Source organism: Pontibacter sp. HJ8 (assembly GCF_054824225.1).
The window spans coordinates 1-11531 of sequence record NZ_JSYF01000265.1; the positions used below are offsets into that span (position 1 = coordinate 1).

Sequence of the window (11531 nt, forward strand, 5' to 3'; positions counted from 1 at the left end):
GATTAAGAAGCGAGAGCAACAGCCTGACTAGCCGCTCTGTACTTCTGAACCACACAGACACCCGTTGTAGAGTTGACTACTGCACTTGTGGCTGTAATCAGAAGTAGTTATCATTAGTTTATTTCTCACCCAAACTAATATATCATTGTGAATAGTAAGTTCAAAAGGGGGTTGATAGTACTCCTGTTTATGGTCGTATGCGCCTACAGCACACAAGCTCAAACCATAAATAACTCCAAGTACGGCAAAGGACTACAATTTGTAGCCGCCGACTCTTCCTTCGGCGTTAAGATCGGCGCTCGTTTTCAGACCTTGTACCAAGGGGTAACCAACCCTGCAACCGACAACTGGGACGACCGTTTCGTAATCCGCCGGGCCCGCCTCAAGCTGGATGGCTTCCTGTACTCCCCCCGCCTGGAGTATAAAATAGAACTGGGCCTGAGTAACAACGACATTGGCAACGATACGCCCGACCAAACCAACAACGCCAGCAACATTGTACTGGACGCCGTGGCCATGTGGCAAATGACACCTTCTCTTTCATTGTGGGTAGGCCAGACGAAACTGCCCGGCAACCGCGAGCGCATTGTTTCTTCTCAGAAAATGCAGTTCGTAGACCGCAGCCTGCTCAACTCCCAATTCACACTCGACCGCGATGCTGGTCTGCAACTGCGCAACGAGCACACGGTTGGTACTGTCGTGCTTCGCGAAATCGGCTCCATTTCCACGGGCGAAGGCCGCAACATCACGGTAAATAATTCTGGCGGCTATGATTACACCGCCCGCTTCGAGGTGCTGCCTTTTGGTGCATTCCAAAGTGAGGGCGAGTATTCAGGCAGCGACCTGGCACGCGAGCAAACACCCAAATTAGCCATTGCTGCTGTGTACGATTTTAATGACGATGCCTCCCGGGAGCGCGGACAGCTCGGAGACTTCCTGGGCACCCAGCGCGACCTGCGCACCGTGTTCTTGGATGCCATGTTCAAGTATAGAGGAATTTCGGCCATGGCCGAGTATGCCAACCGCAAAGCACCGGATGGCGCTGTAGTTGGCAGAGACGAGTTGGGGAACGTGGAAGAAACCTTTGTAACCGGCAATGCTTTTAACGTACAGGCAGGTTACCTGTTTCCGACAAACTGGGAGGTTGCCGGCCGCTATACCACCTTCGATCCTACCACGGCTATTGGCATACGCGATCAGGAGCAATACACGCTCGGTTTGTCCAAGTACATTGTAGGCCATACGCTGAAGGTCCAAAGCGATGTAAGCCTCCTGCAGGAAGACACCAGAGACGACCGCTACCAGTTCAGGCTGCAACTGGAAGTAGGCTTCTAAGCAAATCTTAACAATTCCTTAACATTGCGCTGTTCCGAGTTTAGCAATTAGTCTGTCTCTTTGTAATGCAAATGGAGTTGATTAGCCAGAATGCAAGACAAAAGGGAAGCAAAAGCACAACTACCTGATTTACATATTTCTATTTTAGAGCAACCTCAGATAGTTATTCCAAGTTTATTGCAATGAATCATATAAACCAATCCAAAAACCAAAGCTTATGTTAAATTTTGGGCTTACTTATTCAAGACTGAACCTGGCTATACTGTTAGGCGGCAGCGTACTGTTAGGTGCCTGCGGCGGCAATACCAACTCGAACGAGCAAGGTGCATCAGCCAACCTGACCGGTAGCATTCAGATAGATGGCTCGTCAACGGTTTATCCGATCACGGAGGCTGTGGCGGAAGAATTCCGGGCGGAAGCACCGGATGTGAAGGTAACCGTAGGCGTTTCCGGCAGTGGTGGCGGATTCAAGAAATTCTCCCGCGGGGAAATTGACATCACCAATGCTTCCCGCTCTATCAAACCAGCTGAAGCCAAAGTAGCCCAGGAAAACAACATCACTTTCCTGGAAATGCCGGTAGCCTTTGACGGTCTGACTGTAGTGGTGCACCCTGAAAATGATTGGGTGAAAGACATTACCGTAGCCGAGTTGAAGAAGATGTGGGAACCTGCCGCGCAAGGCAAGATCAAAAGATGGAACCAGATCCGTCCGGAATGGCCTGACAAGGAGATTCACCTGTATGGTGCGGGCGTAGAGTCAGGTACGTACGATTACTTTACCGAAGCAATTGTAGGTGAAAGCCATGCCAGCCGCGGCGATTATACGGCCAGCGAAGACGACAACGTACTGGTGCAGGGTGTTTCCACAGACCCGCTGGCACTTGGCTTCTTTGGCTATGCCTACTACGAAGAAAATAAAAGCAAGCTGAAAGCAATTCCGGTAGACGACCAGAACGATGCCAACGGAAAAGGTGCTATTCTGCCCAGTATTGCGACTGTAAAAGATGGCACCTATGCCCCGCTTTCGCGTGCGCTGTTCATCTATGTAAGCTCGAAAGCGGTTGCCCGCCCGGAAGTAGTGGAGTTCGTGAACTTTTACCTGGACAATGCCGCTGCTCTGAGCGAGGAAGTGGGTTATATCCCAATGCCGGCCGAACAGTACCAGGCACAGAAAACGAAATTCCAGGAATTTGCATCCGGCACATCCGGTACGGCGCAAAAGCAGTAGTATCACAAGTATGAAATCTATACCAAATGCGACTCCGGCCGGAGCCGCATTTGGTATATAAAAAGTATATCCCTTGAGAATACAAGAGCGAATTATTGAAGGCCTGCTGTGGTTGTCTGCCGTGATAACCATCTTTATTACAGCAGCCATTATCTGGGTTCTGCTATCAGAATCGATCAGTTTCTTCAGCGAAGTATCGATCATAGACTTCCTGACCGACAAGGAATGGACGCCCCTGTTTGCTGACAAGCATTTTGGCATACTTCCGTTGGTAGCAGGCACCTTTCTTACCACCGCCATTGCCATCGCCGTAGCATTGCCGATCGGCCTGACCATCGCCATCTACCTGAACGAGTATGCGCCCGGACGCTTTAAGAAAACGGTGAAACCGCTGCTTGAGATCCTGGCTACCATCCCAACGGTCGTGTATGGTTTCTTTGCATTGACAGTAGTGACTCCTTTTCTGCAACAAATCATCCCGAACCTGGCTGGTTTTAACGCTTTGTCGGCAGGTCTGGTGATGGGGGTGATGATCATCCCGATGATCTCCTCGCTGAGCGAGGATGCCATCAGCGCCGTGCCCCGCTCGCTACGGGAAGCTGCCTACGGCATGGGCTCTACGCGCTTGCAGACGGCCTTCGGGGTCATGGTTCCGGCCGCTTCGTCCGGCATTGTGGTGTCGGTTATACTGGCTATTTCCCGGGCGGTGGGCGAAACCATGCTCGTAGCTATTGCCGCCGGTCAGCAACCGCGCCTTACACTCGACCCAACCGTTCCAATCGAGACCATCACCACCTACATTGTGCAGGTAAGCCTGGGCGACGTGCCGCATGGCTCGCTGGAGTATAAAACCATTTTCGCGGCGGGTATCACGCTCTTCGTTTTTACGTTTGCGCTGAACAACCTCAGCTTCTGGATCAAAAAGAAATACCAGGAAAAATATGACTAACTCCGAAAAGAACAGGCTGAAAGACAAAGCGTTCCAGGTGTTTGGTGTCTTCTGCACCTTTATTGGCCTGGTCGTGCTGGCTATCTTCCTCATCAATATCCTGATCGAGGGCCTTTCACGCATTGACTGGGATTTCCTGACCAGCTTACCCTCCAGAAGAGCGAGCCGCGCCGGTATACTTACCGCCTGGGCGGGTACCCTTTGGATTCTGGTGCTCACCTCCATTATTGCTTTCCCGCTGGGCATTGCCGCCGGCGTATACCTGGAGGAGTATAGCAAGAGAACGAAAATGGCGAACTTCCTGGAAGTCAACATCGCCAACCTGGCAGGTGTGCCTTCCATCATTTATGGTTTGCTGGGCATCGAGCTGTTCGGCAGAGTCATGGGGCTGGGCGGCAGTTTGCTGGCAGGTGCGCTTACCCTGTCGCTGCTGGTACTTCCCATCATTATTGTGACCACGCGGGAGGCCATCAAAGCTGTGCCCCGCAGCATACGCGATGCCTCTTATGCACTGGGCGCATCCAAATGGCAGACCACCTGGTTTCAGGTGCTTCCGGCTTCGTTCGGGGGTATACTGACCGGTATCATCCTTTCCCTGTCCAGGGCTGTGGGCGAAGCGGCTCCGCTGATCGTGATCGGGGCGCTGGCCTATGTGCCGTTTGTACCTTCCTCGCCAATGGATGATTTTACTGTACTACCCATACAGATCTTTAACTGGACTTCGCGGCCGCAGGCAGACTTTTTAGTCAACGCGGCTGCTGCGATCATCATATTATTGTTAATTACATTTATACTTAACGGGATTGCCGTATACTTGCGCAACAAGTGGCAGAATAAAGTTAAGTGGTAACCTAACCATGAGTAAGAGACCTTATAAATTAGAGGCGAAAGACCTGAATGCCTACTACGGCTCGTTTCACGCCCTCCGAAACATCAATATTGCCATGGAAGAAAAGGCTGTAACGGCCTTTATCGGACCTTCGGGCTGTGGCAAGTCCACGTTTTTGCGTACCCTCAACCGCATGAACGACTACATCGACGATTTCCGGGTAGAAGGCGACATACTGCTCGACAGCCGCGACATTTACAGCAAAGACGTACGTGTAGATGAGCTCCGCAAGGAAGTCGGTATGGTGTTTCAGAAACCAAACCCTTTCCCGAAAACAGTTTTTGAGAACGTGGTATACGGTCTCCGGATACAAGGTATAAAAGACAAACAGGTACTGACCGAGGCTGCTGAGAATTCACTGCGCAAAACGGCCCTCTGGGAGGAAGTAAAAGACAAGCTGGATAAATCGGCCCTGGCACTTTCGGGAGGCCAGCAGCAGCGTCTTTGCATTGCACGTGCCCTGGCCATCTCGCCTTCGGTCATCCTGATGGACGAGCCGACTTCGGCCCTGGATCCGCTCTCTACAGCCAAAATAGAAGAACTGATTCATGAACTGAAGCAGGATTATACCATCATCATCGTGACGCACAACATGCAGCAGGCCGGACGCGTTAGCGACAATACGGCCTTCTTCTACATTGGCGAACTCGTGGAGTTTGCCAAGACGAAGACCATGTTCACGAGCCCGAAACATGAGCGTACCCAAAACTATATCACGGGCCGCTTCGGGTAAGTCTTATACTTTGTTTTAAGGTATACAGTAAGTTTTCAAACAAGAGACGAAAGAATGAACCATATAGATATTGAACTTAGTGGCCTGAAGGTAAAGCTGATGGAGATGTGGGACCTGGTGGAGTATCAGCTGCAAAGCGGACACGAGGCCATGCTGACCACCAACCAGGAACTGGCCCGCAAGGTGGTAAAGCTGGGCAAGAAGGTAAACAACTTTGATGTGAAGATAGACCGCATGTGCGAGAACCTGCTGGCGCTCTATACCCCTGTTGCCGTAGACCTGCGCCTGGTGCTGGCCACCTTGAAGATCAACGCCAACCTGGAACGCATCGGCGATACGGCAGAAGGCATTTCGATGTTTGTTCAGAAGCGGGAGGTTCCGTATAACGCGGAGCTGATGGAGATAACAAAGGCGCTGGTTATGTTCGAGGAGGCCCTGTCTATGTTCCATGATTGCCGCGTGGCCTACAAGTCGAACAACACCGACCTGGCACGGGCCCTGCTGAAGCGGGACAAAATGCTGAACAAGATCTACCGCAAGTCTGAGCGCATCATAGCCGCTTACCTGCGCAACAACCCCGATAGCATTGAGGAAGGCTTGACGATCCTCTCCATCATCAAGAAACTGGAGCGGGTGGGCGACCAGATCACCAACATCGCCGAAGAGATCATCTTCTACCAGGATGCCAAAGTTGTGAAGCACAAGTCGAAGAAGAAAGACAAAGACAACGACGAGGACAAGACTGAATAGCCTTAAGTCAGAAGTTACCTGTTGATTTTATTCAAAGCACGAGCCGCTCAGGTTCGTGCTTTTTGCTTTAGGCCAGGGATTTGTTGAACCACCCGACAGCGACAGAGAACTTAGGTATGCCGGATGCTATACCCGCGGGCCGGATTAATTCAGACCATAGAGGAGTGCTACACTTTAGCAATTCAACAATTTGTGACGTACCTTTGTGACAAATTTGACAAGGTGCTCTTCAAAGAAGTTATTTACTTGATGCAGAAGGACTTTCTGCTGGAATTGCGGCAGAAGTACGCTTTTAATGGGATGCTGCTTTATGTCAGCAGCACGGTATTCATCTGCTACCTCAGCTTCGGGCTGCGCTCCAACGTGCTCGAAATACCGGTCTGGAATGCTGTGTTCTGGATCATCCTGTTGTTTACGTCGGTCAATGCGATCGCCAAGAGCTTCATGCAGGAAAACCGGGGCCGGTTGCTCTACTTTTACTCCATCGTCAGCCCGCAGGGCATCATCCTGGCCAAAATCATTTACAACGCCTGCCTCATGCTGGTGCTGGCCCTGATTTGCTTTGTGTTCTACGCTTTCGTGCTGGGTAACCCGGTGCAGGATGTACCGATGTTCCTGCTCAGTATTCTGCTGGGAGCCATTGGCTTTTCCACGTCCCTCACCATGATCTCAGGTATAGCATCCAAGGCCGCCAACAGCAGCACCCTGATGGCCGTCCTCAGCTTCCCTGTGATCGTGCCGATGCTGCTCATGCTCATCAAAATGTCAAAAAATGCGCTGGATGGCCTGGATCGGGGCTCCAGCCTCGACGAACTGCTTACTTTGCTTGCCATAAACATGATCGTTGTCACTGTTTCTTATATTTTGTTCCCGTACCTTTGGCGTTCATAATAGCAAGACAGCAGCCACGAGATTTGAGGCAATAGACTGTAGACAGTTGATTTTCAGGTGTAGGTCTTGAGAAGGGAAGAAAGGGGAATGACAATCACACAAGAGGCATTAATAATTCTGAAGGTTGAAACAGATCAGGAGCATTTATTTGTTCTGAAAGAAGTCTACTATTTTGTATCTAAATACGGGCGACTAACATCTAATATCTAAGTATGAAGAACTGGTGGAAAATACTGACTGTGCTGCTGCTGGTATTTACTGTGGTGGCCGGTATGCTAACGGAGGTTCCCCGGCTGGCTATCCTCAACGAAACCATCCGGAACCTGTACTTCCACGTGCCCATGTGGTTTGGAATGATCCTGATCCTGCTGCTATCGGTAGCATACTCCATCCAGTACCTGCGCAAGCCTACTATCAAGAGCGATATCATCGCGCATGAGGCAGCCAAAGTAGGCATTCTCTTCGGTGTGCTGGGTATCGTGACAGGTATGGAATGGGCCAAGTTCACCTGGGGAGAATACTGGAGCAACGACCCGAAGCAGAACGGAGCCGCCATTGGCCTGCTCCTGTACTTTGCTTACCTGGTGTTGCGCAGCTCCTTTGCTGAACAGCAGCAGCGGGCCCGCATCAGCGCCGTGTACAACATCTTTGCCTTTGCAGCCCTCATCCCGCTCTTGTTTATTCTGCCCCGCCTGACAGACTCGCTTCATCCGGGCAACGGTGGCAACCCCGGCTTCAACGCCTATGACCTGGACGACCGGCTGCGCATGGTTTTCTATCCTTCCGTACTGGGCTGGACCCTGCTGGGCCTCTGGATCGTGAACATTAAATCTAGATTGGAATCACTGAAACACCGCTTATATGAAAACATTTAGAATACTGGCCATTTGCTGCTTTCTGTTGGGTGCTGCATTAGGTCTGCAACCCGCACAGGCTCAGTCTGAGCAAACGACTGTCGAGTTCTCATCCGCTGCACAGCCTGACGTGGAAATGGCAGACGCCTTGCGCCAGGACGGAAAAATATATGTGGTGGTTGTGGTTCTGCTGACCGTACTGGCTGGGGTGCTTTTCTACCTCATCTCACTGGACCGCAAAGTGAGCAGGCTGGAGAAGCAGCTGAAAGATGATTTTGTAAACCGATAAGCGTTTTCTGTTGCTTTGAACAGCGAAAAAAGCAACAGAAAAAATGATAAAGATCGCCTTTGCCTATGGATTTAAAACGCTCTGTAGTGTGTTAGGCTAACAGATAGAGAGGATCAACCTTTTATACATAGATGAAAAAGTCACACATCATCGGAATTATCGTCATCGCACTGGCTATTGGCATTATCATGACAACTGCCGGAGACGCCAGCACCTATGTTTCGTTCGGAGAAGCCATAGAGCGTGCGGAAGATGGCAACGCGACCAAAGTGCACGTGGTAGGCCGCCTCAAAAAAGATGTTGAGGGCCATATAGTGGGTATGCAATACGACCCTCTGATAGACCCGAACTACTTTACCTTTACGCTGGTAGACACCAATCGCTTTGAGCAACGGGTGGTATACTACAACCCCAAGCCACAGGATTTTGAGCGTTCGGAACAAGTCGTGATCACCGGCAACATGCAGCAGGATGTTTTTGTAGCCGACAAGATCCTACTCAAGTGCCCTTCCAAGTACGTGGAAAAGGAAATTCAGCAAAATAAAACAGCAGGACTCTAATTAAGTTAAGAGTTGAGAGTTAGGAGTGATGACTCTTAGCACCCGCAACTCATAGCTTTTAACTTTAAACTTTTAACTATCACAGATGATTAATACGCTGATTGGAGACTTTGGTCATGCCAGTGTGATCGTAGCTTTTGTAGCGGCCATAGTAGCCTCCTATGCTTATTTTATGGCCTCGCGCCAGAAAGTGGAAGAAAGCGGAGATAGCAGCTGGCGTAAACTGGCCCGTGGTGCCTTTTATGTACACAGTTTTGCTGTGATAGCTATTATTTTCAGCCTTTTCAACATTATATACGAACACCGTTACGAGTACTACTACGCCTGGAGCCACTCGTCCAATCACCTGCCGGTACACTACATGATCTCCTGCTTCTGGGAGGGCCAGGAAGGTTCATTCCTGCTGTGGCTGTTCTGGCACGTTGTGTTGGGTGTCGTGCTCATCAACTCGGGCAAGAAAAATAAGGTATGGGAAGCACCCGTCATGGCGACCTTCTCATTTGTGCAGATCTTCATTACCTCGATGATCCTGGGTGTGGTGATCGGCGATTTCAAGCTGGGTTCTTCTCCTTTTATTCTGATGCGCGACTTCATGGCCGACGCTCCGGTATTTAAGATGGACCCTAACTTTGTACCTACGGATGGTACCGGCCTGAACCCACTGCTACAGAACTACTGGATGGTGATTCACCCTCCTACCCTGTTCCTGGGCTATGCCGCTTCGCTTGTTCCGTTTGCTTTTGCCATTGCCGGCCTTTGGAAAGGCAAGTTTACGGAGTGGATCCGCCCTGCCCTGCCCTGGTCTCACTTTGCAGCCGTGACGCTGGGTATCGGTATCGTGATGGGCGCTTACTGGGCCTACGAAACGCTGAACTTTGGTGGTTACTGGAACTGGGACCCGGTAGAGAATGCGGTCTACATCCCTTGGCTTGTGCTGGTGGGTGGTATCCATACCATGATCGCTTACCGTCGCAGCAAGCAGGGGCTTCGTGCTTCCTTCATCCTCGTGATTACCTCTTTTATCCTGATCCTGTATGCTACTTTCCTGACCCGTAGCGGTATCTTGGGGAATGCCTCCGTGCACTCCTTCACTGACCTGGGTCTGTCAGGCCAGCTCTTCACCTACATGATGGCCTTTACAGTCATTGCGGTCGGCCTGCTGGTGTATACCTGGAAAAAAATTCCTGTTACGGAGAAAGAGCTTTCTACTTACAGTGCTGAGTTCTGGGTATTCATAGGCGCTGCCGTGCTGTGCTTAGCCGCTTTCCAGGTGTTGGTAACTACTTCCATACCTGTCTACAATGCTTTCCTGGGCTTCTTTGGCATCGAATCCAATGCGGCCCTGCCTGCCGATCAGATCGCCCACTACACCAAGTTCCAGTTATGGGCAGGTGTAGGCGTAGCTATACTGACAGGTATCGGCCAGTTGCTGTGGTGGAAAAAAGCGAATAAGAACAGCTTCAAAGACGCTATCACCATGCCGCTTATGCTCACCCTGCTGTTTGCCAGCCTGGTGATCATCCTCTCTAACAAATTTGACGTTTTCCCTTTCAAACTGGATAACCCGGTTTATATCCTGCTGTTTGTGGTATCGTTGTTTGCTGTGTTTGCCAACTTCAGCATTATACTGGGCCTGCTCCAGAAGAAGATCACCCTGTCAGGCGGTGCTGTGGCCCACATAGGTATAGCTCTAATGCTGATCGGCATTCTGTTCTCTTCGGGCTATTCAAAGATTATCTCTCAGAACAATTCCGGCCTGCTTTACTCCCGAGAGTTCCCCGACGAAATCAACCGTGACAACGTGTTGCTGTGGCGTAATACTCCCGTCGAGATGGACAGGTTCAAGGTAAGCTACCGGGGCCAATACCAGGAAGTGAAAGGCGTACCGGAGTATGTGACCAAAGAACTCCTGTTCCAGACCGATGACCCGTATAAGGCCATTGCCCGCGGTGACATCAAAGTAAAGGACCAGGTATACTACAAGACCGGTGACACGCTGGAGCTCGTTTCGCCTGAAAACACCTACTACCAGGTGGCGTATGAGAATGATAAAGAAGAATTCTTGCTATACCCAAGAGCGCAGGTGAACCCGAACATGGGCCTGCTGGCCTCGCCGGATATCAAGCACTTTGCCAACAAAGACCTGTATACCCACGTTTCTACCGTGCCGGATCCGAACGAAGAGAAGGACTGGGGTGAACTGCAGGAGTATGAGCTGACAGCGGGTGACACCCTTGTGATCAACGACTACATCGCCATATTCAATGGCATTGAGCAGATCACTCAGGTGCCGGGTACGCAACTGGCAGAAGGCGATGTGGCCGTGCAGGCGGCTATCAAGATCCTGGGTGAGCGGAAGGAATATCACGCGCACCCTGTACTCATGATCAAAAGCCAGATGATGGGCCGCGTACCGGAAATAATTGAAGACCTGGGTATACGCATCACTTTCCTGAACATCGACACAGAGAACCACAAGTTCAAGATCGGTGTGAACGTGACGCAGAAGGATTACATCATCCTGAAGGCCATGGAGAAACCGTTTGTGAACGTCCTCTGGATCGGTACGATCATCATGTCCATCGGCTTTGTGATGGCGATCGTGCGCCGCAACAAAGAAGGCAACAGCGGCGAGGGCAGAACGCCTAAGGCTAAGAAAGAAAGAAAAGCGCAGGTGGCGTAAGTTGCACTTGTAAATAGAACCAGTAAAGAAGGCAGGCTTGTTTTAAGCCTGCCTTCTTTGTAATATCCCCTCTGCTTACGACAACTCCTTAGATCCTTATTGCTTCGTCCTCATGAATATCTTTGTTATACCCTCCTGGTACCCTTCCGAAGATTATCCGATTACAGGGATAATGATAGCAGAACAATACGAAGCTATCTGCAGGGAAGATGCAACCCTGAACATCGGTATCAGTATCTGGGGGCAAATGGACAAAAGCCGGCTATTGTTTGCAAGGGATCATTTAAAAAATTTACGAAAGCTGCTAACCCCTAAAAGAAGTTACACGGTTTCCAGAGCACCAAACTTAAAAGAATATCACACCCCAACA

At 50.5% G+C, this 11531-nt stretch carries 11 protein-coding genes and 1 pseudogene; all 12 read left to right on the top strand.

Translation table 11 applies throughout. The features are described from left to right. Positions 1 to 171: 171 nt before the first annotated feature. The gene (locus tag OB13_RS12340) at positions 172 to 1335 is read left to right on the top strand and encodes a porin (RefSeq protein ID WP_461490473.1); all 1164 of its coding nucleotides are present in this window, start codon (positions 172 to 174) and stop codon (positions 1333 to 1335) included. A 217-nt stretch (positions 1336 to 1552) separates the two neighbouring features. Further along, positions 1553 to 2563, top strand: coding sequence for a PstS family phosphate ABC transporter substrate-binding protein (locus tag OB13_RS12345; protein ID WP_461490474.1), 1011 nt, complete (start codon positions 1553 to 1555; stop codon positions 2561 to 2563). Positions 2564 to 2636: 73 nt separating this feature from the next. Beyond that, on the top strand, positions 2637 to 3512 hold the full coding sequence (pstC, locus tag OB13_RS12350) for a phosphate ABC transporter permease subunit PstC (RefSeq protein WP_461490475.1): 876 nt from the start codon (positions 2637 to 2639) through the stop codon (positions 3510 to 3512). Continuing rightward, positions 3505 to 4362: a phosphate ABC transporter permease PstA gene (gene pstA, locus OB13_RS12355; RefSeq protein WP_461490476.1), complete on the top strand. Its 858-nt coding sequence runs from the start codon at positions 3505 to 3507 to the stop codon at positions 4360 to 4362. The genes pstC and pstA overlap by 8 nt, the downstream gene beginning before the upstream one ends. A gap of 7 nt (positions 4363 to 4369) precedes the next feature. Further along, positions 4370 to 5134, top strand: a complete 765-nt coding sequence (gene pstB, locus OB13_RS12360; RefSeq protein WP_461490477.1) for a phosphate ABC transporter ATP-binding protein PstB — start codon at positions 4370 to 4372, stop codon at positions 5132 to 5134. A 54-nt stretch (positions 5135 to 5188) separates the two neighbouring features. Then, positions 5189 to 5884 (top strand): phosphate signaling complex protein PhoU, encoded by a 696-nt coding sequence (gene phoU / locus OB13_RS12365; RefSeq protein ID WP_461490478.1) that lies wholly within the window; start codon positions 5189 to 5191, stop codon positions 5882 to 5884. A 249-nt stretch (positions 5885 to 6133) separates the two neighbouring features. Further along, entirely contained in the window at positions 6134 to 6775 is a 642-nt protein-coding gene (locus OB13_RS12370; RefSeq protein WP_461490483.1) for a heme exporter protein CcmB, read from the top strand. A 212-nt stretch (positions 6776 to 6987) separates the two neighbouring features. Continuing rightward, on the top strand, positions 6988 to 7650 hold the full coding sequence (ccsA, locus tag OB13_RS12375) for a cytochrome c biogenesis protein CcsA (protein WP_461490479.1): 663 nt from the start codon (positions 6988 to 6990) through the stop codon (positions 7648 to 7650). Beyond that, on the top strand, positions 7637 to 7918 hold the full coding sequence (locus OB13_RS12380) for a CcmD family protein (protein ID WP_461490480.1): 282 nt from the start codon (positions 7637 to 7639) through the stop codon (positions 7916 to 7918). Before ccsA (OB13_RS12375) ends, OB13_RS12380 begins: the two co-directional genes overlap by 14 nt. 131 nt (positions 7919 to 8049) lie before the next feature. Next, positions 8050 to 8478, top strand: coding sequence for a cytochrome c maturation protein CcmE domain-containing protein (locus tag OB13_RS12385; protein ID WP_461490481.1), 429 nt, complete (start codon positions 8050 to 8052; stop codon positions 8476 to 8478). Positions 8479 to 8563: 85 nt separating this feature from the next. Beyond that, positions 8564 to 11161, top strand: a complete 2598-nt coding sequence (gene ccsA / locus OB13_RS12390) for a cytochrome c biogenesis protein CcsA (protein ID WP_461490482.1) — start codon at positions 8564 to 8566, stop codon at positions 11159 to 11161. A gap of 112 nt (positions 11162 to 11273) precedes the next feature. Beyond that, positions 11274 to 11531: pseudogene (locus tag OB13_RS12395) on the top strand (glycosyltransferase); the annotation flags it as partial.

Bases quoted from the DNA above. Each gene is read 5' to 3' on its own strand.
- pstA (WP_461490476.1), top strand. From the start codon at position 3,505: ATGACTAACTCCGAAAAGAACAGGCTGAAAGACAAAGCGTTCCAGGTG.
- ccsA (WP_461490479.1), top strand. From the start codon at position 6,988: ATGAAGAACTGGTGGAAAATACTGACTGTGCTGCTGCTGGTATTTACT.
- pstB (WP_461490477.1), top strand. From the start codon at position 4,370: ATGAGTAAGAGACCTTATAAATTAGAGGCGAAAGACCTGAATGCCTAC.
- OB13_RS12370 (WP_461490483.1), top strand. From the start codon at position 6,134: ATGCAGAAGGACTTTCTGCTGGAATTGCGGCAGAAGTACGCTTTTAAT.
- OB13_RS12345 (WP_461490474.1), top strand. From the start codon at position 1,553: ATGTTAAATTTTGGGCTTACTTATTCAAGACTGAACCTGGCTATACTG.
- OB13_RS12385 (WP_461490481.1), top strand. From the start codon at position 8,050: ATGAAAAAGTCACACATCATCGGAATTATCGTCATCGCACTGGCTATT.
- ccsA (WP_461490482.1), top strand. From the start codon at position 8,564: ATGATTAATACGCTGATTGGAGACTTTGGTCATGCCAGTGTGATCGTA.
- phoU (WP_461490478.1), top strand. From the start codon at position 5,189: ATGAACCATATAGATATTGAACTTAGTGGCCTGAAGGTAAAGCTGATG.
- OB13_RS12380 (WP_461490480.1), top strand. From the start codon at position 7,637: ATGAAAACATTTAGAATACTGGCCATTTGCTGCTTTCTGTTGGGTGCT.